The sequence below is a fragment of the Variovorax sp. LARHSF232 genome, from assembly GCF_052871435.1.
Genome location: NZ_JBIXJS010000014.1, coordinates 22,257 through 44,416, shown reverse-complemented (window position 1 = coordinate 44,416; position 22,160 = coordinate 22,257). Strand labels below are relative to the sequence as shown.

The 22,160-nt window shown below is 67.2% G+C and carries 23 protein-coding genes and 1 other RNA gene; 17 read left to right on the top strand and 7 right to left on the bottom strand.

The window, feature by feature from the left end; genetic code table 11:
• The first annotated feature begins 97 nt into the window (after positions 1-97).
• From ACIPRI_RS24765 to ACIPRI_RS24750, 4 genes are all read left to right on the top strand, one after another.
• Entirely contained in the window at positions 98-226 is a 129-nt protein-coding gene (locus ACIPRI_RS24765) for a hypothetical protein (protein ID WP_446624163.1), read from the top strand.
• Between the two features lie 258 nt (positions 227-484).
• Entirely contained in the window at positions 485-1,063 is a 579-nt protein-coding gene (locus tag ACIPRI_RS24760) for a hypothetical protein (RefSeq protein ID WP_446624162.1), read from the top strand.
• A 425-nt stretch (positions 1,064-1,488) separates the two neighbouring features.
• Positions 1,489-2,361, top strand: a complete 873-nt coding sequence (gene htpX, locus ACIPRI_RS24755) for a protease HtpX (protein ID WP_446624161.1) — start codon at positions 1,489-1,491, stop codon at positions 2,359-2,361.
• Positions 2,361-2,828 (top strand): CreA family protein, encoded by a 468-nt coding sequence (locus tag ACIPRI_RS24750; RefSeq protein WP_446624160.1) that lies wholly within the window; start codon positions 2,361-2,363, stop codon positions 2,826-2,828. Before htpX ends, ACIPRI_RS24750 begins: the two co-directional genes overlap by 1 nt.
• Before the next feature lie 3 nt (positions 2,829-2,831).
• Here the strand turns inward: ACIPRI_RS24750 and ACIPRI_RS24745 are convergent, their stop codons facing one another.
• From ACIPRI_RS24745 to cysK, 4 genes are all read right to left on the bottom strand, one after another.
• On the bottom strand, positions 2,832-3,491 hold the full coding sequence (locus ACIPRI_RS24745; protein ID WP_446624159.1) for a ProQ/FINO family protein: 660 nt from the start codon (positions 3,489-3,491) through the stop codon (positions 2,832-2,834).
• A gap of 209 nt (positions 3,492-3,700) precedes the next feature.
• On the bottom strand, positions 3,701-4,276 hold the full coding sequence (locus ACIPRI_RS24740; RefSeq protein ID WP_446624158.1) for a VUT family protein: 576 nt from the start codon (positions 4,274-4,276) through the stop codon (positions 3,701-3,703).
• The gene (locus ACIPRI_RS24735) at positions 4,273-5,919 is read right to left on the bottom strand and encodes an NAD(P)/FAD-dependent oxidoreductase (RefSeq protein WP_446624157.1); all 1,647 of its coding nucleotides are present in this window, start codon (positions 5,917-5,919) and stop codon (positions 4,273-4,275) included. Before ACIPRI_RS24735 ends, ACIPRI_RS24740 begins: the two co-directional genes overlap by 4 nt.
• A gap of 63 nt (positions 5,920-5,982) precedes the next feature.
• The gene (gene cysK, locus ACIPRI_RS24730; protein WP_446624156.1) at positions 5,983-6,903 is read right to left on the bottom strand and encodes a cysteine synthase A; all 921 of its coding nucleotides are present in this window, start codon (positions 6,901-6,903) and stop codon (positions 5,983-5,985) included.
• Between the two features lie 45 nt (positions 6,904-6,948).
• On the opposite strand from cysK, the gene rnpB reads away from it, so the two are divergent.
• Positions 6,949-7,303, top strand: an RNA gene (gene rnpB, locus ACIPRI_RS24725) — RNase P RNA component class A.
• Between the two features lie 7 nt (positions 7,304-7,310).
• On the opposite strand, the gene ACIPRI_RS24720 is transcribed toward rnpB, so the two are convergent.
• From ACIPRI_RS24720 to ACIPRI_RS24710, 3 genes are all read right to left on the bottom strand, one after another.
• Positions 7,311-8,024 carry an RNA pseudouridine synthase gene (locus ACIPRI_RS24720; RefSeq protein WP_446624155.1) on the bottom strand — a complete coding sequence of 238 codons (714 nt, stop codon included), beginning with the start codon at positions 8,022-8,024 and terminating at the stop codon, positions 7,311-7,313.
• Positions 8,021-9,715 carry an MBL fold metallo-hydrolase gene (locus ACIPRI_RS24715; RefSeq protein ID WP_446624154.1) on the bottom strand — a complete coding sequence of 565 codons (1,695 nt, stop codon included), beginning with the start codon at positions 9,713-9,715 and terminating at the stop codon, positions 8,021-8,023. Before ACIPRI_RS24715 ends, ACIPRI_RS24720 begins: the two co-directional genes overlap by 4 nt.
• Positions 9,716-9,884: 169 nt before the next feature.
• Positions 9,885-10,304 (bottom strand): VOC family protein, encoded by a 420-nt coding sequence (locus ACIPRI_RS24710; protein WP_446624153.1) that lies wholly within the window; start codon positions 10,302-10,304, stop codon positions 9,885-9,887.
• 206 nt (positions 10,305-10,510) lie between these two features.
• On the opposite strand from ACIPRI_RS24710, the gene ACIPRI_RS24705 reads away from it, so the two are divergent.
• The 12 genes from ACIPRI_RS24705 (at position 10,511) to mraZ (ending at position 22,144) form a co-directional block, all read left to right on the top strand.
• On the top strand, positions 10,511-11,185 hold the full coding sequence (locus ACIPRI_RS24705) for a TetR/AcrR family transcriptional regulator (RefSeq protein WP_446624152.1): 675 nt from the start codon (positions 10,511-10,513) through the stop codon (positions 11,183-11,185).
• Between the two features lie 37 nt (positions 11,186-11,222).
• A complete protein-coding gene (dapF, locus tag ACIPRI_RS24700) occupies positions 11,223-12,089 on the top strand; it encodes a diaminopimelate epimerase (protein ID WP_446624151.1) in 867 nt (288 codons plus the stop codon).
• A gap of 26 nt (positions 12,090-12,115) precedes the next feature.
• Positions 12,116-12,781: a DUF484 family protein gene (locus tag ACIPRI_RS24695; protein ID WP_446624150.1), complete on the top strand. Its 666-nt coding sequence runs from the start codon at positions 12,116-12,118 to the stop codon at positions 12,779-12,781.
• Positions 12,778-13,395: a YdcF family protein gene (locus ACIPRI_RS24690; RefSeq protein ID WP_446624149.1), complete on the top strand. Its 618-nt coding sequence runs from the start codon at positions 12,778-12,780 to the stop codon at positions 13,393-13,395. The genes ACIPRI_RS24695 and ACIPRI_RS24690 overlap by 4 nt, the downstream gene beginning before the upstream one ends.
• Positions 13,382-14,395, top strand: coding sequence for a tyrosine recombinase XerC (locus ACIPRI_RS24685; protein WP_446624148.1), 1,014 nt, complete (start codon positions 13,382-13,384; stop codon positions 14,393-14,395). The genes ACIPRI_RS24690 and ACIPRI_RS24685 overlap by 14 nt, the downstream gene beginning before the upstream one ends.
• Entirely contained in the window at positions 14,392-15,606 is a 1,215-nt protein-coding gene (locus tag ACIPRI_RS24680; protein WP_446624147.1) for a class I SAM-dependent rRNA methyltransferase, read from the top strand. The genes ACIPRI_RS24685 and ACIPRI_RS24680 overlap by 4 nt, the downstream gene beginning before the upstream one ends.
• 102 nt (positions 15,607-15,708) lie before the next feature.
• The gene (locus ACIPRI_RS24675) at positions 15,709-16,755 is read left to right on the top strand and encodes a CobW family GTP-binding protein (protein ID WP_446624146.1); all 1,047 of its coding nucleotides are present in this window, start codon (positions 15,709-15,711) and stop codon (positions 16,753-16,755) included.
• Between the two features lie 257 nt (positions 16,756-17,012).
• Entirely contained in the window at positions 17,013-17,816 is an 804-nt protein-coding gene (dksA, locus tag ACIPRI_RS24670) for an RNA polymerase-binding protein DksA (protein WP_446624241.1), read from the top strand.
• Between the two features lie 40 nt (positions 17,817-17,856).
• On the top strand, positions 17,857-19,425 hold the full coding sequence (locus ACIPRI_RS24665; protein WP_446624145.1) for an STAS domain-containing protein: 1,569 nt from the start codon (positions 17,857-17,859) through the stop codon (positions 19,423-19,425).
• Between the two features lie 54 nt (positions 19,426-19,479).
• The gene (gene hslV, locus ACIPRI_RS24660) at positions 19,480-20,025 is read left to right on the top strand and encodes an ATP-dependent protease subunit HslV (protein WP_446624144.1); all 546 of its coding nucleotides are present in this window, start codon (positions 19,480-19,482) and stop codon (positions 20,023-20,025) included.
• Between the two features lie 2 nt (positions 20,026-20,027).
• The gene (gene hslU, locus ACIPRI_RS24655; protein WP_446624143.1) at positions 20,028-21,353 is read left to right on the top strand and encodes an ATP-dependent protease ATPase subunit HslU; all 1,326 of its coding nucleotides are present in this window, start codon (positions 20,028-20,030) and stop codon (positions 21,351-21,353) included.
• A 359-nt stretch (positions 21,354-21,712) separates the two neighbouring features.
• Positions 21,713-22,144, top strand: coding sequence for a division/cell wall cluster transcriptional repressor MraZ (mraZ, locus tag ACIPRI_RS24650; RefSeq protein WP_446624142.1), 432 nt, complete (start codon positions 21,713-21,715; stop codon positions 22,142-22,144).
• Positions 22,145-22,160 lie beyond the last annotated feature (16 nt).

The window sequence follows — 22,160 nt, the reverse complement described above, 5'->3', positions numbered from 1 at the left end:
TACCGGGCGCGGGAGAGGTGCCCCCCGGCCTGAACGAACCGCTTAACGCCGCCGAGCGGGTACGGCTCCAGCAGATTCTTGACGCCGAGGGCTAGCCATGCCGCTCAACTACCTAACCGCTGACGAAGCTGCCCGCGAGGCGGAACGAATCATCGAATCGGCTGGAAGCCCGGTGAAGCGAACCGAGGAAATGCTGGCCCGGATGGAGCGATTAGCCAACTTGTAGTGGCCTCTACGAGCGATATTCGATGCGCTCGCGGGTATTCGGCGGCGACTTTCCGACTAGATCGCGCTGGAAGATTCGGCAATCCCAATGAGCTACTGTTTCGCTAGACACACCATCTAGCGTTGCGGTATCTACTGCGGTTCGTTGTTTCGGCTATCTTTGCGGCTGTCTATCTGGAAACGCTTATTGGAATTCCGATATTTTCTGGTACAAGAAGAAAAAACTTGCACGAGATGGCAAGGGATGCATAATGGCGCCATGCAAGCCCTTAACAAGACCAATCTGCTTCGGTTCATCACCTTTGGCATCGACAAAGGCTTGGTGAAGGCCGCCACCGGCAATAGCTGGAAAGCTGCCGTGAGCAAGATTCTGGAAACCTACGGTCCGGAGGACGACCTGTCCGCCATCGACGTGGTGACCGAGGTCCGCATGTTCAACAATCGGAATCCGAGCGCGCTCTCGCCCGATTCGTTGAAGACCTATCAGGGGCGCCTCGTTATCGCGCTCAACGAGTTCAAGAAATACCAAGACGACCCGACCAAGTACAAGGGGATTTCGGCCCGGGTGCCTTCGGCCAAGTCGCAGGACAAGCCGAAAAAGAAGCAGGCGGACACTTACGAGCCGGCAATGCCGATGAACTCCAACTCGTCGCTGGAAGTCATCGACGTGCAGGCGAAGCCCGCTCAATCCGCAAGCGCAGTTTCGGCAGGCAGCTTAGTAATGCCGTTCCCGCTTCGGCCATCGTTCTTGGCCCAAATCGTCATCCCTCGGGACATGAACCGCGAGGAGGCAGCGCGCCTCTGCTCGTTCATCACCTCGTTGGGCCAGGACCTGTGAACCCAAACGGCGAAGGGCCGGACGTACCACCGTCCGGCCCTTCTTTTCCAACTATGTCCGGCGAGGACGCTCAGCCTGTGAGCTATTTCATGCGGAAGGGAGCGATGCTGAAAAGAACCATCACAACACCGTAGTCCGCACGTAGCCGACATTGGGATCGGCTACCTGGGATTCTATGACGGCGGGCAGACCTCGGTTGCCCGCCGCTTCTATTTCCGCCCTCGGTGGATTCCCTGGGGCCGCTCGGGGCCTTAAGCCTGGGTCAAGGGGGCTTGATTACATTAACGATTGCCTCCATCTCTCCCTCGGCGGCGGGACCAGAAGACAACAACTAGCGCCCGGGCCACTCTAGCGGTTTGACTAGAGTTGAGAGTCCCTAGACCCACGTTCTCACTCGCAAGGGTGGGAGAAAAAGAGATATCAACTTGAAACGCATTCTTCTGTTCGTCCTGACCAACGTCATGGTGGTCGCCGTGCTGGGCGTCGTCGCCAGCCTGTTGGGCGTCAACCGCTACCTCACGGCCAACGGCCTGAACCTGAGCGCGTTGCTCGGCTTCGCACTGATCATGGGCTTTGGCGGCGCCATCATCTCGCTGCTGATCAGCAAGCGGATGGCCAAGTGGACGTCGCGCCTGCACATGATCGACAACCCGCAGACGCCCGACGAGGCATGGATCGTCGGCACGGTGCGCAAGTTTGCCGACAAGGCCGGCATCGGCATGCCCGAGGTCGGCATCTTCGAAGGCGATCCCAACGCCTTCGCCACCGGCGCCTTCAAGAACAACGCCCTGGTGGCGGTCTCCACCGGCCTGCTGCAAAACATGACGCGCGATGAAGTCGAGGCGGTGATCGGCCACGAGGTGGCGCACATCGCCAACGGCGACATGGTGACCATGACCTTGATCCAGGGCGTGATGAACACCTTCGTGGTGTTCCTGTCGCGCGTGATCGGCTATGCGGTCGACAGCTTCCTGCGCCGCAACGACAACGGAAATTCGGGCCCGGGCATTGGCTACTTCGTGACCACGGTGGTGCTCGACATCGTGCTGGGCTTTGCCGCAGCGATCGTCGTCGCGTGGTTCTCGCGCCAGCGCGAGTTCCGCGCCGACGCCGGCGCAGCGCAGCTCATGGGCCAGAAGCAGCCGATGATGAACGCGCTGGCGCGCCTGGGCGGCCTGCCGGCCGGCGAGCTGCCCAAGTCGGTGGAAGCCATGGGCATCACCGGCGGCATCGGCAAGCTGTTTGCCACGCACCCGCCGATCGAAGAGCGCATCGCGGCATTGCAGAACGCGCGCTGATGTGGCGGGCCTACTGGCTGATCCTCGCCGCGCTGGGCCCCGCGCTGGCCCAGGCCGAGAAGATCGGCGATGTCGACACGGCCTTCAAGTTCATCGGCCCGGACCACAAGGTGGTGGTCGAGGCCTATGACGACCCCAAGGTCAGCGGCGTCACCTGCTACGTCTCGCGGGCCCGCACCGGCGGCGTATCCGGCGCGCTGGGGCTGGCCGAAGACAAGGCGGAAGCGTCCATCGCCTGCCGCCAGGTCGGTCCGATCAACGTGCCGCAGCCCCTGCCGAAGCAGGAAGAGATCTTCAGCGAGCGCCAGTCCGTGATGTTCAAGCGCCTGCGCGTGGTGCGCATGGTCGACGCCAAGCGCCACGCGCTGGTCTACCTGACCTACTCGGACCAGCTGATCGAGGGCTCGCCCAAGAATTCGGTCACGGCCGTCCCGGTGGACCGGGCGGTGGCGCTGCCGCTCAAGTAGCCTTCAAGACGAGGCCGCCGGCGCGTCGGCCTTGGGCGCCTTGTCCTGGCGCGCGCGCTTCAGGTTGCGCGCCACTTCCGAGTGGCTCATGCCGTACATCTCGGCAAATTCCGTCTCGCTCTTGCCGCTGGCATCGAAGGCGCGCAGCAGCGCCTCGCGCTTGGCGGCCTGGGTGGCCAGCTCGGCCACGGCGTCGTCCAGCGCGGCATTGGCCGCCTCGTCGCGTGCGGAGCGCACCAGCGCCGCGTAATCCTCGCGCGGCAGGCCGGAGTCCTCAATGGCCGCAGCGATGCGCTTGCGCAGCTGCGGGCCCAGGTCGTCGCTCGTGCGGCCCTGGCGCCGGCGGAACAGCTCCAGGATGGCGTGGTGCACGTGTTCGGGCGCCACCGGTTCCACCACCTGGCCGTCCAGGTCATGGCGCGGATGGCCGGCGGCCACGCATTCCAGATAACGGGTGGAGCGGGCATGCAGGCCCATGGCCAGCTTCAGCTCTTCGGGCTTGAACGCCTCGGGGTGACGCGCGATCAAGTCTTCGTACACACCGCGCTTGAGCGGCAGGAAGCGCGCGCCAAACAGGCCCGGGTAGAGCTCGAACAGCTTTTCCAGCGCCGGGTGCGGCTTGCGGGGCGCCTTGCCCTTGGCGTCGGCTTTCGCGTCGGCCATCGGGGCTTGGGCTGGCTGGTCTTCGGGGCGGCTCTTGCCACGACCGCCGCGACCGCCGCGGCCGCGCGAACGGCGCGATGCCTGCTCGGGTTGCTGCGGGGACGAAGCGTCCGTTGTGGGAGCGGGGATTGCCTCGGCGGCGGTGTCGGTAACGTCGGTCATCGGGAGTCGAGGTGAGGAATGTCTTGTTGTTGAGAAGGCCGGGCCGCTCAGGCGGTGCCGGGTTGGGCGGGGTTGCTGCGATCGGCCGCCGTGCGCCCGATCAGCAGCCGGAAGGGCAGCAGCATGAACACGCCGACGGCCAGCTTCACGGCCAGGTCGCCCAGCGCCCAGGTGAGCCAGGGCCGCTCGGTGCCGGCAAAGGCGATGCCCCAGAACACGATGCTGTCGAGCACGGCGGCGATCACCGTGGCCACCAGCGGCGCGCGCCACCAATTGCCGCGGCGCAGGCGATGGAAGATGCCGATGTCCAAGCGCTGCGAAGCGATGAAGGCCAGGCCGGAAGCGGCGGCAATGCGCACCGGCGCCAGCGCCAGCGAGCCCGCCACCGCCACCGCGAAGCCCAGCCAGGCCACGCGGCGTGCCAGGCCGGGGCCGAAGCGGCGGTTGATCAGGTCGCTCACCAGGTAGGCCACAGGGTAGGTGAAGGCGCCCCAGGTCAGCCAGTCGTTGATGGGGAACTGCACCAGGTAGTTGGAGGCCAGGACCACCACCACCATGGCGGCGATGCCCAGCGCGAACTGCGTGGCAGTAGGGCGTGGGAAATGCATCGCGCGGCTGCTCATTCGGCAACCTCCGCGCTGCGAGCGCCCATCATCTGGCGCGCCACCGATTCGGCGACCTTGATGCCGTCCACGCCGGCCGACAGGATGCCACCGGCATAGCTGGCGCCTTCGCCAGCCGGATAGAGGCCGCGCACGTTGAGGCTTTGCAGGCTCTCGTCGCGCCCGATGCGGATCGGCGATGAGGTGCGCGTTTCCACGCCGGTCAGCACCGCGTCGTGCCAGTCAAAGCCCTTGACCTTGCGGCCGAAGGCCGGAAAGGCCTCGCGCATCGCCTCGATGGCATAGGCCGGCAGCGCCTCGTGCAGGTTGCCCAGCTTCACGCCCGGCTTGTAGGAAGGCAGGACCTCGCCGAATTCGGTGGAGGGCTTGCCGGCAACGAAGTCGCCCACCAGTTGCCCCGGCGCGCGATAGTCGCCGCCGCCCAGCACGAAGGCATTGGATTCCAGCTGGCGCTGGAAGGCGATGCCGGCCAGCGGGCCTTCCGGATAGTCGCGCGGATCGATGCCCACCACGATGCCCGCATTGGCGTTGCGCTCGTTGCGCGAATACTGGCTCATGCCGTTGGTGACCACGCGGTTCGGCTCGCTGGTGGCGGCCACCACCGTGCCGCCCGGGCACATGCAGAAGCTGTAGACCGAGCGCCCGTTGCTCGCATGGTGCACCAGCTTGTAGTCGGCCGCGCCCAGCAGCGGGTGGCCGGCATGGCGGCCCCAGCGGGCGCGGTCGATCAGGCCCTGCGGATGCTCGACCCGAAAGCCGATGGAAAAGGGCTTGGCCTCGATGCTCACGCCGCGCGCATGCAGCATCTCGAAGGTGTCGCGCGAGCTGTGGCCCAGCGCCATCACCACGTGGTCGGCGCGCAGCTCGCTCGACTGGCCAGTGCGGTGGTCGAGCACGGTCAGGCCGCGCAGATGGCCGTGGTCGATGTGCACGTCGGTCACGCGCTGCTGGAAGCGGATCTCGCCGCCCATCGCCTCGATCTGCTCGCGCATGTTCTCCACCACCTTCACCAGCTTGAAGGTGCCGATGTGCGGATGGGCCACGTACAGAATCTCCGGCGGTGCGCCGGCCTTGACGAACTCTTCCATCACCTTGCGGCCGAGGAAGCGCGGGTCCTTGATCTGGCTGTAGAGCTTGCCGTCCGAGAAGGTGCCGGCGCCGCCTTCGCCAAACTGCACGTTCGACTCGGGGTTGAGCACGCCCTTGCGCCACAGGCCCCAGGTGTCCCGGGTGCGCTCGCGCACCGTCTTGCCGCGCTCCAGCACGATGGGCCTCAGGCCCATCTGCGCCAGCAGCAGCGCGGCAAAGATGCCGCAGGGGCCGAAGCCGACGACCACCGGGCGCGGGTGCTGCGCGTCGTCGGTCTGCACGGGCAGCCGGTAGCTCATGTCGGGCGCGGGCTGCACATGCGGCTTGCCGGCCAGGGCCTCGAGCACGCCCGCCTCGCGCGACGGGTCGGCGAGCTGTACATCGACGATGTAAACCTGCTGCAGCTCGGCCTTGCGAGCATCGAAGCTGCGCTTGTAGACCTTGTGGCTGGCGATGTCGGAGGGCGAAGAAAGACGCAGCACGCCCACGATGGCCTGTGTGAGGGCCTCGGGCGGGTGGTCGAGCGGAAGCTTGAGTTCGGAGACGCGGATCATGGCGAAGCGGCCCGTATTTATCGGGCAGTTCGGGAAGGAGCCCGCGATTTTACTTGGCCGGGGTCAGGTGGGGAGGAAGCCGTCGACCGAGAGGTAGCGCTCGCCAGTGTCGTAATTGAAGCCCAGCACCACCGCATCGGGCGCCAGTTCCGGCAGCTTCTGCGCGATGGCCTGCAGGGTGGCGCCGGAGGAGATGCCGACCAGCACGCCTTCCTCGCGGGCGCAGCGGCGCGCCATCTCGCGGGCGGCCTCGGCCTCGACCTGGATCACGCCGTCGAGCAGTTGGGTGTCCAGGTTTTTTGGAATGAAGCCGGCGCCGATGCCCTGGATCGGGTGCGGCGAGGGCTGGCCGCCGGAAATCACGGGCGAGGCGGTGGGCTCGACCGCGAACACCCGCAGTTGGGGCCACTTCTTCTTCAGCACCTGGGCGCAACCGGTGATGTGGCCGCCGGTGCCCACGCCGGTGATCAGCACGTCGACACCTTCGGGGAAGTCGGCGGCGATTTCCTCGGCCGTGGTGCGCACATGCACCTCGACATTGGCCGGATTGTTGAACTGCTGGGGCATCCAGGCGCCGGGCGTGGTGGCCACGATTTCCTCGGCGCGGGCGATCGATGCCTTCATGCCCTTCTCGCGCGGCGTCAGCTCGAAAGTGGCGCCATAGGCCAGCATCAGGCGGCGGCGCTCCACCGACATCGAGTCGGGCATCACCAGCACCAGCTTGTAGCCCTTGACGGCCGCCACCATCGCCAGGCCCACGCCGGTGTTGCCCGAGGTGGGCTCGACGATGGTGCCGCCGGGCTGCAGCGCGCCGGACTTCTCGGCATCTTCCACCATCGACAGGGCGATGCGGTCCTTGATCGAGCCGCCCGGATTGGCGCGCTCGGACTTGATCCAGACCTGCTGGCTCGCGCCCTTGAACAGGCGCTGATAGCGGATGTGCGGCGTGGCGCCAATGGTCTCGAGGATGCTCTGGGCTTTCATGCGTTCTCCGTCAAAGAGCGTGCATTGTGGCGATAATCGAAGCGTGAAGCACGCCGGACCGCCGCTGGTGCAAGCTGAAAAGCCGACGCTTGCGTCGGGCCGAAAGGCCGCACTGGAGGAACGTCCGGACTGCACAGGACGGCGCAGGAGCTAACGGCTCTCCATCGCGAGGTGAGGATCAGAGCAACAGAGACGAGTCGGCGGCGGGGCAACCTGCCGTCGGGTGAAACGGGCAATCTCTGCGCGCAGCAACACCAAGTAGGCCAGTTTCGAGGTGGTTCCGCTGAGCTGGCGGGTAGGTGGCATCGAGCCGTCCGGGCGACCGGCGGCCCAGAGTAATGGCGGTCACGCCGGGGGCAACCCCGGTGCACAGAATCCGGCGTACAGGCGCGCTTCACACATTTTTTCTAGACGCGTTCGTCGGGGCGCAGGTAGCGCCAATGCCCGGCCGGCAAGCCGGCCAGCGGCACGCGCCCGACGCGGATGCGCTTCATCGCCTCGATGACCAGGCCGGCGCGCTCGCACATCTTCGCGATCTGGCCCGGCACCAGGCCCTTGATGGCAAAGCGCAGGCCGGTGCTGGCCGCGCTTTGCCGGCCGATGCTGACGCGCGCCGGCGTGCGGTCGAGCTGCGCCAGCTGCTGCGGCGTGACTGGGCCGGACACGTCCACCATCACCTCGTGCTCGATGTAGGCGGCGTCTTCCTGCAGCTTGCGCTCGACCCGCCACTCCTGCGTGAAGATCAGCAGGCCGCTGGCTTCGCGATCCAGCGGCGTCATGCAGCGCTGGCCGCTCAGGTGGCGCGGCAGCGGCGTTTTCTCGGCGCCGTGGCCGGTGGCGCGAAAGTTGGCCGGCACCAGCAGCGCCGCCGCATCTTCCAGGCGCAGGCCGGCCGGCTTGTGCAGCAGCAGGGTGACGGGCGGCACCGCCACCGGCCGCGCGCCCCGTTCGATGCTGACTTCCTGGGCCGGCAGCACGCGCGACTGCGGCAGCAGGGTGACGGCGCCGTCCACGCGCACCGCACCGTTCTCGATCAGCAGCTCGGCTTCGCGCCGCGAACATCCCGCCAGGGCCGCCACGCGCTTGGCGAGGCGTACCCCTTCTGTCTCACCGGCGTTCATAGCGTCGACAGTGCGGAGGGCAGGGCGCCCGGCCTCGAGGCGAGCTCGAGGATGCGCTCGACATGCGCCGCCAGCGAGCGTGCCGCGACGGGCCACAGCTGCTGCGGCACGTCGTCGTAGGCGATCGCCAGCCAGTCTTCCGGCGTGCCGGAGGGGAGCTTGCGCATGGCGCGGGCGATCTTGGATTCGCGTTGCAGCCGATGCGCCTTGAGCTTGGCGATGGCGCCGCGCGCGTCGCCCAGCACGTAGCCGTGCGCGGGCAGGATGAATTCGATGCCGGCTTCGGCGCAGGTCTCGTCCAGCAGGTCGAGCGAATCCAGGTACTCGGTCATGTTGCCGTCCGGCGGATCGACCACCGTGGTGCTGCCATTGAGCACATGGTCGCCCGAGAACAGCAGCGAATCTTCTTCCAGCAGCAGGCACAGGTGGTTGGCCGCATGGCCCGGCGTGTGGATCACACGCAGGGTGTGGATGATGGGCTCGCCGCTCGCCGCATCGATGCCGCTCAGCACCAGCCTTTCACCGTCCTGCAGGGCGCGATTCGGCACGAAGCGGGCGGGCGGGCGCGCCGTGGGCGCCGAGGGCAGGCCCAGGATCGGCGGCTTGTGCGGGCACAGCGCCTGCAGCGGCTGCGCGCCGGGCGAATGATCGGAATGCGAATGCGTGCACACGATCATGCGGATGTCGCCGTTCGTCGCACGCCACAGGCGCCCCACATGGTCGAAATCGGCCGGGCCGGGATCGATCACGATGTAGCCGGTGCTGGCATCGCCCACCACGTAGCTGTTGGTGCCCGGGCCGGTCATGGCCGAAGGGTTGCCTGCGGTGAGCCGCTGCACGTTCTTCAAGAGCGGCACCGGCTCGGTGTGCTGCCAGTCGAGCGCGTGCACGAGCTGGCCGTCCGGGCAGACCAGGGCCAGCTCGCCGTAGGGCGCTTCATGCTCCATGTAGCGCACTTCCTGGCCGTCCAGCTGGCCGCCGCGCGGACAGCTGGTCCACAGCGGCTTTTCTTGCGCGCACAGCTGCAGCACCGACTCCACGCTGGAGAAGACGGTGAGCCGCTTGAGCGTGCGCAAGGTCGGAAAGATCATGAAGAAGCGCCCCTTTGCATGACGCGCCAGGGCGTCGGCCGGGCGCACCCAGCAGGGCTCGAACTGCTCGGCGTCGTCCGACGCCGGCACCTGGTCGGCCGGCATGCGCGCCACCAGGAAAGGCACGTCGAAGCGCTTGGGCAGGTCGCGGTCGGTGATCCAGTGCGCCAGGGTGTAGACCTGGTCCGTCGCCAGGCGCAGGCCACGGGCGGCGCATTGCTCGACAAAGGAGAAGGCGTTGCCGCTGAAGCGGTCCATGGCAGCCACCTCGGCGGCGCTCACCGGGGTGCCGTCGGCACGGTGCGCCAGCAGCACGCCCAGCTCTTCGAAAGTTTCGCGCACCGCGGTGATGGCCTGGGTGAGCTGCACCCGGCTCTGGGTGCGGCGGCGGGTGGAGATGGCGCGCGCGTGCGCGTCCGCCTCATCGATGGTGCCGCCGGGAAACACATAGGCGCCAGGGGCGAAGTTCGCATTCTCGGAGCGCCGCGTCATCAGCACCTCGAGGCCCTCGGGCCCGTCGCGCAGCAGCAGCACGGTGGCTGCAGCGCGCGTGGGCACCGGCTCGCGTGCGGGGTAAAGCTGTTGGGAGGGGCGGACCATGCGTTGATTATCGAACCGCGGGAGGTTATACCGCCCGGGCCGCGCGCCCAAAGCTTTGGCGCACAGGCGTCGCAATTGCCCAACGCGGGCGGGGGCGGACGCAAACGATGGTTCGCGTGCGAGCCCCGCCGTACCGGAATTTGCAATGCCCGGCGGCCGGGAAGGCGCGTTACTTGGGCGTCGTCTGCAGCATCCAGCCGATGCCGAACTTGTCGGTCAGCATGCCGAAGCTCTCCGAGAAGAAGGTCTTCGCCAGCGGCATGTCCACCTTGCCGCCTTCACTCAGGGCGTCGAACGCCTTGCGCGCCTGGGCTGCGTCGGCCACCGAGATCGCCAGGGAAAAGCCCTGAAAAGCGCTGGCGCCGCGGCAGAAGCCATCGGAGCACATCAAGGTCGTCTCGCCGATCTTGAACTCGCAGTGCATCACCTTGTTCTCGGTGCCCGGCGGCATCTGCATCTTGTTGCCCTCGGGTTCGGGGTTGTCCTTGTTGCGCATGAGCATGGTCACTTGCGCGCCGAGCGCCTTCTTGTAGAACTCGAGCGCTTCCTCGCAGCGGCCTTCGAAGAACAGATAGGGCTGAACCAGCATGAAAAACTCCTTGGATGAACGATGAACGATGAACGATGAACGATGAACGATGAACGATGAACGATGAACGATGAACGATGAACGATGAACGATGAACGATGAACGATGAACGATGAACGATGAACGATGAACGATGAAAGTTGGAATCCACGGGTATTTGTGTACACCGTCCACAAACAATAGCAGCAATAATGGACACTGTCCACATGCGGGGAGAAAAATTTGTGAGAGTTCCATCAGAAGACCAAGGCGTGCCCGCGCGCGCCACCTACAGGCATGGCGACCTGCGCCGCGCCTTGCTCGAGGCGGGCATCGAACTGGCGCGCGCCGGCGGCCCGCAGGCGGTGGTGTTGCGCGAGGCCACGCGGCGTGCCGGCGTGGCGCCCAATGCGGCCTACCGGCACTTCGCCAGCCGGCAGGCGCTGCTCGACGCGGTGCGCATGGCCGCGCTGTCGGCCCTCGCCCAGGCGATGGAGCGCGAAGTGGCCGGCGTGCGCCGCGCGCGCAACTCGGCCGCCTATGCGCGCGACTGCCTGCGCGCGGTCGGTGCCGCCTACCTGCGCTTTGCCCAGGAAGAAACCGGCCTCTTTCGCGCCGGCTTTGCGCCGCCCGAAGCCGTGGAAATCACCGAGCAAGCGGATTCGGCCAAGGCCGGCCCCGCCGGTCTCCATCCCTTCCAGATGCTGGGGACGGCGCTGGACCGCATGGTCGAAGCCGGTGTGCTGGCCCCCGCCCATCGGGCCGGCGCCGAATACCTGGCCTGGTCGGCGGTGCATGGCCTGGCGTTGCTGGTGATCGACGGGCCGCTGGCCGGCATGCCGCGCAAGGAAACCGAGGCGCTGGGCCGGCGCTTGCTGGAGATGGTGGAAAAGGGCCTGTGAGGGCAGGGCGCACGCTCGGGCACGGATAATCGGCTCCATGCGTGTCCACTTCACCAAGATGCAGGGCGCCGGCAACGATTTCGTCGTGCTGGACGAAACGGCCGCCCCGCTCGGGCTTTCCGCCGAGCAGTACCGTTTTCTGGCCAATCGCCATTTCGGCGTCGGTGCCGACCAGATCCTGAGCGTGCGCCCCTCGCCGGCCATCGGCGTCGACTTCCAGTACGTGATCCACAACGCCGATGGCGGCGAGGTCGAGCAGTGCGGCAACGGCGCGCGCTGCTTCATGCGCTACGTGCGCGAACATGGCCTCACCGCCAAGGACGCGGTGCGAGTGCAGACGCTGTCGGGCGTGATCGAGCCGCGCATGGGCGCTGACGGCCGGATCACGGTCGACATGGGCGCCCCCATTTTCGAGAACGAGCGCGTGCCTTTCGACGCCGCGGGCCTCCGCCCAGTGTCGATGGGCGGCTGGCACCAGTGGCACCTGGCGCTGGGCACCCATGCCGACAGCGCGATCGTGTCGGTGGCGGTGCTGTCCATGGGCAATCCGCATGCGGTGCAGCTGGTCGACAACGTCGACACGGCGCCCGTGGGCGAGCAGGGCCCGCTGATCGAAAACCATCCGCGCTTTGCCCAGCGCGTCAACGCCGGTTTCATGCAGGTGCAGGACCGCAGCCATGTGCGGCTGCGCGTGTTCGAGCGCGGCGCCGGCGAAACCCTGGCTTGCGGCACCGGCGCCTGCGCGGCCGTGGTCGCCGGTATCCGCCTGGGTCTGCTCGATGCGCGGGTCGACGTGCAGACGCGCGGCGGCATGCTCACCATCGAATGGCAGGGACTGGGCCAGCCGGTGCTGATGACCGGCCCCGCCGTCACCGTCTTCGAAGGCGAGATCGAAGTGCTATGAATTCAATTCCTCCAAAACAACACGCCATGAACCCCATCACCGAAGACGACATCGCCAACTACCTGGCGAACACGCCGGACTTCTTCGAGCGCCATGCCCAGCTGCTGGCGCAGGTGCAGCTCACCAGCCCGCACGGCAACCGCGCCGTCAGCCTGCAGGAGCGCCAGGCCGAGATGCTGCGCGAGAAGATCAAGGCGCTGGAGCACCGGTTGATGGACATGGTGCGCCACGGCACCGAGAACGTGATCACGGCCGACCGCCTGCAACGGTGGACGCGCGGCCTCTTGACCACGCGCGAGCCGCGCGGCCTGCCCTGGCAGATCGCGGCCGACCTGCAGACCCTGTTCCTGGTGCCGCAGGTTGCCATCAAGGTCTGGGGCGTGAGCCTGGAATACGCGAACGAGGGCTATGCGCAGGGCGTGGCCGACGACGTCCGGGCGCTGGCCACTTCGCTCACCACGCCTTATTGCGGCCTGAACGCGGGCTTCGATTCGGTCAACTGGCTGAGCGACGCGCGCGCCGCGGTGTCGGTTGCCATGATCCCCTTGCGCAACGATCCGGAAGAGCCGGCTTTCGGCCTCCTGATCCTGGCCTCGCCGGACGCCCAGCGCTTCCATGCCGACATGGGCACCGACTTTCTGGAACGCATCGCCGACCTGGCCTCCGCGGCTCTCTCGCGCCTGCGTCCTTGAAACAGCACCTGCTTGCGCGCGGCCTTCCGCTCGCGCTTCTGGCGCTTGTGGCCCTGGTCGCGGTGTTGGCGCTCTGGGTCTGGCGCCATGCGCTCGAACGCATCGCCCACCCGCCCGCGCTGGTCGCCGATGCCGCGCTGGTGCTGGGCAATCGCGCCTACCTCGATGGCCGTCCCAATCCCTGCCTGACGCATCGCGTCGACCGTGGCGTCGACCTGTGGCGCGCCGGCCAGGTCCGGCTGCTGGCTCTCTCCGGCGGCGTCGACCGCGAGGATGGGCGCATCGAGGCCGAGGTGATGGCCGGCCATGCACGCCAGATCGGCTACCAGGGCGTGCTGCTGAAGGAGGCCCTGTCTTCCACGACCCGCGAGAACCTGGCCATGGCCTGGCCGGTGCTGCAAGCCGCCGGCGTGCGGCGGGTGATCGTGGTGTCGGATGCCTATCACCTGTGGCGGGTCGAGCGCCTGGCCAAGGCCAGCGGCTTCGACGGCGCCTTCGACGTGCAGTACGCTGCCGCCGCGCCCGACTGCGGCCGCCCCGCCTGGCAGACCGTGCGCAGTGCATTGCGCGAGCCTCTGGCCATCGTGAACAATGCGTTGAATGGATTCCTCTAGCCCGGCCACCTCGCCCTGGATCGACAAGTATCTGGAGCATGTGCGCGTCGAGCGCCGCCTGGCAGCACGCACGGTCGAGCTGTACGCCACCCACCTGGCCAGCCTGGCCGACAACGCCGCCGCCGCCGGGCTGGCGCTGGAGCGGGTGCAGAGCGCCCATATCCGCCGCTGGATGGCGCAGCTGCATGGCGCCGGCCGCGAGCCGCGCGGCATCGCGCTGGTGCTGTCCTGCTGGCGCAGTTTCTACCGCTGGCTCGGGCAGCAGGGGCAGATCGTCGCCAACCCGGTGCAGGACGTGCACGCGCCGAAAGCCGGCCGCCCCCTGCCCAAGGCGCTGGCGGTAGACGACGCGGTGCGCCTGGCCGAGTGGCATGACGGCGAGGCCGACCCCTGGACCGAGGCGCGCGACCGCGCCGTGGTCGAGCTGCTCTACGGCTGCGGCCTGCGCGTGAGCGAGCTGATCGGGCTGGATGTACACGCCGGCAAGGAATCGCGCGGCTGGGTCGACCTGGACGGCGCCGAAGCCCATGTGCTGGGCAAGGGTGGCAAGCGGCGCAGCGTGCCGGTGGGCAGCAAGGCGATGGAGGCGCTGCGCACCTGGCTGGCGCTGCGCGACGAGTGCGCTGCGCTGGCCTCGGCGCGCGTGAACGATCCGGCTTCGGCCGCGGCCCTCTTCATCGGCCACACCGGCAAGCGCATGACGGCCCAGGCCGTGTGGAAGCAGCTGCGCCAGCGCGGGATCAAGGCCGGCCTGGTGGCGCCGGTGCATCCGCACATGCTGCGCCATTCCTTTGCCAGCCACCTGCTGCAGTCCAGCAGCGACCTGCGCGCGGTGCAGGAACTGCTGGGGCACGCCAGCATCGCCACCACCCAGGTCTATACCCGCCTCGATTTCCAGCACCTGGCCCGCGCCTACGACGCGGCCCATCCGCGCGCCAAGCTCAAGTCCGAGCCGGGCGTCCGGGAATCAGCGGCGCCCGCGGCGAAAATCAAGGAATGAAGACCTTACGCCTGCGCGCCGGCAAGGAGCGCTCCCTGCTGCGCCGCCACCCCTGGATATTCGATTCGGCCATTGCCAAGGGCGGCGGCGATGCCGGCGAGACGGTGCGTGTCGAGGCCGACGACGGCCGCTTTCTGGCCTGGGCTGCCTTCAGCCCGGTTTCCAAGATCCGGGCGCGCGCCTGGAGCTTTCGCGAGGACGAGCGCATCGACGCCGCCTTCTTTCGCCGGCGCGTGGCCACGGCCCTGCAGGCGCGCCAGCTCTTTGCCCTGCCGAGCGAGGGCGTGCGGCTGGTGCACGGCGAAGCCGACGGCCTGCCAGGTCTGATCGTCGACCGCTATGGCGACGTGCTGGTGGCGCAGTTCCTGTCGGCCGGCGTGGAGCGCTGGAAGGCGGCGCTGGTCGACGCCCTGCTGGCCGAAACCGGGCTCGTCCATTTCTACGAGCGCTCCGACGCCAGCGGGCGCGAGCGCGAAGGCCTGCCGCCCGTCACCGGCTGGCTGGCCGGCGGCGAGGGTCGGAGCACCGAGCTCAGCATCCAGGAGCACGGCTGGCGCCTGACCCTGGACGTGGCCACCGGCCACAAGACCGGCTTCTACCTGGACCAGCGCGACAGCCGGCGCCGCTTTGCCGAGTTGGCGCAGCAGCGGCGCTTTCGGCGCGTGCTCAATTGCTACTGCTACACCGGCGGCTTCACGGTGGCGGCGCTGTGGGGCTTGCGCGCGGCCGGCGCGGTGGACGGGGCCGAGCTGGTGTCGGTCGATTCCTCGCTGCCGGCGCTGCAGCGCGCCCGCGCCCACGTGGCACTCAACGGCTTCGACGACGCCAAGTGCCAGTACCTGGACGCCGACGTCAACGCCACCTTGCGCCGCTTCATCGAGGAAGGCCAGAGCTTTGACGCCATCGTGCTCGACCCGCCGAAGTTTGCGCCCACCATCGCCCACGCCGAGCGCGCCGCGCGCGCCTACAAGGACATCAACCGGCTTGCCTTCAAGCTGCTGGCGCCGGGCGGGGTGCTGCTGACCTTCTCGTGCTCGGGCGGCATCGGCGCCGAGCTGTTCCACAAGATCGTGGCCTCGGCCGGCATCGACGCCGGGGTGGACGGCTACATCAGCGAGCGCCTGGGTGCGGCGCCGGACCATCCGATGACCATCGAGTTTCCCGAGGGCGAATACCTCAAGGGGCTGGTGGTGGTGCGCAAGCCGTCCTGAAGCCCCTGATTCCCTGCGCCAGCGGGTGAATGGCCCGCTGGCTAAACTTTCGGGTTTTCCCGATTTCTCCCTTCTTCAAATCGGACACACCCGGAGCACTCCATGGCCCTTATCCCCGCCACCATCCTCACCGGCTTCCTCGGCTCGGGCAAGACGACGCTCCTGAAGCGGGTGCTGACCGAGGCGCACGGCCAGAAGATCGCCGTCATCGAGAACGAGTTCGGCGAGGAGAACATCGACAGCGACATCCTGGTGACCGAATCCAAGGAGCAGATCGTGCAGATGAGCAACGGCTGCATCTGCTGCACCATCCGCGAAGACCTGCGCGAGACCTTGCAGCTGCTGGCCGCCAAGAAGCGCAAGGGCCTGTTGGACTTCGACCGCGTGGTGATCGAGACCACCGGCCTGGCCGACCCCGGCCCGGTGGCCCAGACCTTCTTCATGGACGACGAGATTGCCGAGAGCTACCTGCTCGACTCGATCCTGACGCTGGTCGATGCCAAGCATGCGCCGCAGCAGCTCAACGATCGCCAGGAAGCGCGCCGCCAGGTGGGCTTTGCCGACCAGATCTTCATCAGCAAGAGCGACCTGGTGGCGGCCGAGGAGACCGAGGCGCTGATGCATCGCCTGAAGCACATGAACCCGCGCGCGCCCCAGCAGAAGGTGCACTTCGGCGAGGTGCCGCTCACCCAGGTGTTCGACCTGCGCGGCTTCAACCTCAACGCCAAGCTGGACATCGACCCGGACTTCCTGAAAGAGGAAGACGCACATGACCATGACCACGAACATGGCGAGCACTGCGACCACCCCTCGCATGCGCACGAAGGGCATGGCCACCATCACCACCATGACGACGACGTCAAGAGCTTCGTCTACAGGGCCGAGCGGCCGTTCGACCCGGCCCGGCTGGAAGACTTCCTGGGCGCCATCGTCAATATCTATGGCCCGCGCATGCTGCGCTACAAGGGCGTGCTGAACATGCAGGGCACCGAGCGCAAGGTGATCTTCCAGGGCGTGCACCAGCTGATGGGAAGCGACCTGGGCCCGGCCTGGGCCGAGGGCGAAGAGCGCCTGAGCCGCATGGTCTTCATCGGCATCGACCTGCCGCGTGACATCCTGGAACAGGGACTGGATCAGTGCTTGGTGTAAACCTGCGCTGAAGTTGCCGCCCGGGCGGCTCAGTTCTCTATACAATCGCGCCCCTGTTCGGGGGCCGAACCCTGTCTCTGCCGAGGCTGGGTGTGACTTTCGGCACACACGAAGGCGCGTTTGCGGCCCGCATTCGGGGGTATAACCCCACGGATTGCCACCGGCGAGCACCCTATAAACGTGGGGTCCGCCCTGCCACCAAAAGCGTTGCGGAACCCACGGGTGGTGTCACCCCTGGAGAGCGCGTCTTGAGTTCAATGAAGGAGCCCGTCACCGTGAATAAAGCTGTCGCTAAGGCCAAGCCTGCTGTCAAGCCGGACGTCAAGAAGACCCCGGTAGCGAAGCAGGCTGCGCCGGCCGCGAAGAAGGCGACGGCAGCCAAGAGCCCCGCCAAGGCCCCCGAGCCGGTGGCCGCCAAGAAAGAGGTTCCCGTGCCCGCCGCGGCTGTCGATCCCGGCATGCCGGTGCGCAGCGGCCGCGTCTCGGCGCGACTGTCCTCGCTGACGGTTCCATCCATGCCCCCCACGGTGGCCTCCACGGCCGCCAAGTCCAGTTTTACGCAGACCATGTCCACAGTCCTCGTTCCCCCTCCGCCGCTCGCGATCAAGAAGGATCCGAAGCTCGCCAACAACTGGAAGACCAAGTCGGCCGAGGAGCTTTCCGATGACGAAGTCATCGCCATGCCCGACTCGGAATACATGAACGACAAGCAGATGGCGTTCTTCCGCCATAAGCTCGTTCAGCTCAAGAAGGGCATCCTGGAGAACGCCGGCGAGACCACCGAGCACCTGCGCGAAGACACCGTGGTCGTGCCCGACCCGGCCGACCGCGCCACCATCGAGGAAGAGCACGCCCTGGAGCTGCGCACGCGCGACCGCGAGCGCAAGCTGCTCAAGAAGATCGAGCAGTCGATCCAGCGCATCGATGCCGGCGACTATGGCTACTGCGACGAGACCGGCGAGCCGATCGGCGTCGGCCGCCTGCTGGCCCGTCCCACGGCCACCCTCTCGCTCGAGGCGCAGCAGCGCCGCGAGCTCAAGCAGAAGATGTTCGGCGACTAGAACCGGCTCCGGTTCTCCGCAGCGCTAGGTCCACCACTCCATGGGCAAGGAAGATACGGGCCGCCTCCTGTCCAAGGTGGCGAAGTTCGTCCGCAATCCGCTGAAAGACTGGTCCGAGCTGGACGCGCAGGAGTCGGTGTCGTCGGACAACGGCTACAGCCGCGAAATGCTCAAGGAGATGATCGAGCGGCGCCAGCGCAACGACTTCGTGCGCCGGCGCGAGTTCGACATGCTGCGCAAGCTGCGCCAGCGCGAGGCCGCTGGCGGCGCGCCCGAAGGCGCGGCTGCCATTTCCTCTTTCAACATGAGCACTTCGGGCAAGTCCGAAGGGCGCGCGCTCACGCTCAAGAAGATCGACGAGATCGAAGAGCAGATGTCGCAGCAATGGTGGAAGGGGCGCGGCCCGAACGGCGAGGCGCCTACCGCCGCGCCGGGGCAGGAAGGCGCGCCGAGCGATGAAGCATTGGCCGAGCACCGCGCCCGCGCCTATGCAGATACCGAGCCCGGCGTGGCGCCGCCGGCGCAGCAGCCTGCTTCTGACGCGGTGCCGATGGCCGCCGTGACAGCGCGCGAGCCCAGTGGCCTGGAAGATGCCGCCATCCGCTTCGCCCAGGGCGACGATGCCGCCACCGAGGGCCTGCTGCTGCAGATGACGGCGCCGGCCAGTCCGCAGGCCGATCACAACGACGTCTGGCGCGCACTGCTCGACTTCTACCGCGTCACCGGCGACGCCGAGAAGTTCGGCGCCGCCAGCACCCGCTATGCGCAGCGGCTCAAGCGGCCGGGTCCGGAATGGGTGTCGCTGCGCAGCCTGGCGCGCGACGCACAGGCCGGCTTCGACGCTTTGCCGGCCAGTGCTGCCCCGGAGGTGTCTGCGCCGCCGCAGCCACAAGCCGACTGGCACTGCCCCGAAGTGCTCAGCCGTGCCAGCCTGGGTGAACTCACCCGCGCCCTGGCGGCAGCCGGCCCGGTCTGGGAAATGGACTGGAGCGCGCTGGCGGCCATCGAGCCCGATGCCGCGCCGCCGCTGCGGGCGCTCTTCAATCACTGGGCCGATTCGCCGGTGCAACTGCGCTTCGGCGGCACCGACCAGCTGCTGGCGGTGCTGAGCCAGGCCGCGCCCACCGGCGACCGCGACGTCGACGTGGCCTGGTGGCAGCTGCGCATGGCGGTGCTGCGCGCGGTGCACGAGCCCGATATGTATGAGCTGGCTGCGCTCAACTACTGCATCACCTACGAGGTGTCGCCGCCGCCCTGGGTGGATCCGCGCGGCAGCTACGCCCAACTGGACGATGGCGTCGCGGCGGCTGCGGAAGTTGCGCCGGCGGCACCGAGCCGCGCGGCGCTGGTGGGCCAGCTCAGCGGCGATTGCCGGCCGCTGCTGCAGCGCCTGGATGCCGAACTGACGCAGGCACTGATGCCCGCCGTCTCCTGCGCGGCGCTGCTGCGGGTCGACCTGGAAGCGGCGCGCGCGCTGATCGACTGGGTGGCCGCGCACGAGGAGCGGGGACTGCGCGTCGAATTCGTCGACGTGCACCGCCTGGTGGCTACCTTCTTCCACGTGGTGGGCATCACCGACCACGCCAACGTCATCGTTCGCAGCAAATAGTTTCATCAAGCAAGCAGCCTTGCATTTCCGCAAGGCCGGCCCCAAATTGCTGCGATGGAACAATTTCACGGAACCACCATCGTCAGCGTGCGCCGCAAGACGCCCGCCGGTGACCAGGTCGCCATCGGCGGCGACGGCCAGGTCACCCTGGGCAACGTCGTCATCAAGGGCACGGCTCGCAAGGTGCGGCGCCTCTACAACGGCAAGGTGCTGGCCGGCTTTGCCGGCGCCACGGCCGATGCCTTCACGCTGTTCGAGCGCTTCGAAGCCAAGCTCGAGAAGCACCAGGGCCAACTGGCCCGCGCGGCCATCGAGCTGACCAAGGACTGGCGCACCGACCGCGTGCTGCGCCGCCTGGAGGCCATGCTGGCGGTGGCCGACGCGAGCACCTCGCTCATCATCACCGGCAACGGCGACGTGCTGGAGCCCGAGCAGGGCATCGTGGCGATCGGATCCGGCGGCGTCTACGCGCAGTCCGCGGCCATCGCGCTCCTGCAGAACACTGAGCTCAGCGCCGAAGAGATCGTGCGCAAATCGCTGGCGATTGCCGGCGAGCTTTGCATCTACACCAACATGAACCACACGGTAGAGACGCTCTGAACATGACGATGACCCCCCAAGAGATCGTCTCCGAACTCGACAACCACATCGTCGGCCAGGTCGATGCCAAGCGCGCGGTGGCCATTGCCCTGCGCAACCGCTGGCGCCGCCAGCAGGTGGACGCCAAGCTGCGCGCCGAAATCACGCCCAAGAACATCCTCATGATCGGTCCCACGGGTGTCGGCAAGACCGAGATCGCGCGCCGCCTGGCGCGGCTGGCGGATGCGCCCTTCATCAAGGTCGAAGCCACCAAGTTCACCGAGGTGGGCTATGTGGGCAAGGACGTCGATTCCATCATCCGCGACCTGGCCGAAGTGGCTGTCAAGCAGACTCGCGAAGCCGAAAGCGCCAAGGTGCGCATGCGCGCCGAGGACGCCGCCGAGCAGCGCATCCTCGACGTGCTGTTGCCGCCCGCGCGCGGCGCCGACGGCACCTTGCTCACCGACAGCGGCAGCACCACGCGCCAGGCCTTTCGCAAGAAGCTGCGCGAGAAGCAGCTGGACGACAAGGAGATCGAGATCGACTTGGCCGAGGCGCGCGCGCCCTTCGAGATCATGGGCCCGGCCGGCATGGAAGAAATGGCCGAGCAGCTGCGCGGCATGTTCGGTCAGCTCGGCCAGACCAAGCGCAAGACGCGCAAGCTCAAGATCGGGGAGGCCATGGGCCTCTTGATCGACGAGGAGGCCGCCAAGCTGGTCAACGAGGACGAGATCCGCGCCCAGGCCATCACCAATGCCGAGCAGAACGGCATCGTCTTCATCGACGAGATCGACAAGGTCGCCACGCGCAGCGATGCGCAGGGCGCCGACGTGTCGCGCCAGGGCGTGCAGCGCGACCTGCTGCCGCTGGTGGAAGGCACCTCGGTCAGCACCAAGTACGGCATGGTGCGCACCGATCACATCCTGTTCGTGGCCAGCGGTGCCTTCCACCTGAGCAAGCCCAGCGACCTGATTCCCGAGCTGCAGGGGCGCTTTCCGATCCGGGTCGAGCTGCAATCGCTCTCGGTGGCGGATTTCGAGAGCATCCTGACCCAGACCCGCGCCTCGCTGGTCAAGCAGTACCAGGCGCTGCTGGCGACCGAGGGCGTCACCCTCGAGTTCACCCCCGACGGCATCACCCGCCTGGCCAGCATCGCCTTCGAGGTCAACGAGCGCACCGAGAATATCGGCGCGCGCCGTTTGTCCACGGTGATGGAGCGGCTGCTGGATGAGGCCAGCTTCGACGCCACCCGCTTTTCCGGCCAGACCATCCACATCGATGCCGCCTACGTGGACGAACGGCTCAAGGCGCTGAGCCACGACGAGGACCTGTCGCGCTTCATCCTGTAGCGCGCCAGGCGCTTTGGACCTCGTGCGCGGCGCCTTCGGGCGCCGCGTGCTTTTTGCGCGCTTTGCAGCGGTACTTTTCACCTTCTCGGCGCAAGCCGCTTCATTGTTAAGCGCCGCAATGTTTCACAAACAACATTCAGTGCCCTTGCTAAGTACTTACTTCTAAAGGACTTTTTCGGCCGTTTCGTTTCTTGAAAACACCGCTAAGTCCTTGATTCCATTACAAAAAATACAGCTCGCACCCGTTGCGCGTTAGTTGTTTCCTGCTACAGTGCAAAAAAGTGCATTTAAGTGGGAAAAAGTGTCCGTACATGCCTCTATTGGGTGCGTACCGATGCCGTAAAAGGGTTTCGTAAGTCGTGTTTCAAGGCGCGTCATCGTTGAGTCTGGATGCCAAGGGGCGGCTATCGGTGCCGACCCGGCATCGTGACGTCCTGGTCGCCACCGCGGCCGGCGCGCTGACCGTGACGCGCCACCCGCACGGCTGCCTGATGATCTTCCCGCGTCCCGCCTGGGAGCAGTTCCGCGAGCGTATCGCCGCCATGCCGCTCAAGGACCAATGGCTCAAGCGCCTGTTTCTGGGCAATGCCATGGACGTCGAAATGGATTCCACCGGTCGTATCCTCATCTCGCCCGAGTTGCGCGCTGCCACCAGCATCTCGCGCGAGACGCTGCTCCTGGGCATGGGCAGCCACTTCGAGTTGTGGGACAAGGCAACGCACGACGCCAAGGAGGCCGAGGCCATTGCGGCCGGCCTGGCGTCCGAAGCCTTGCAGGACCTGGCCTTCTGATCACGAGAGAGACGGC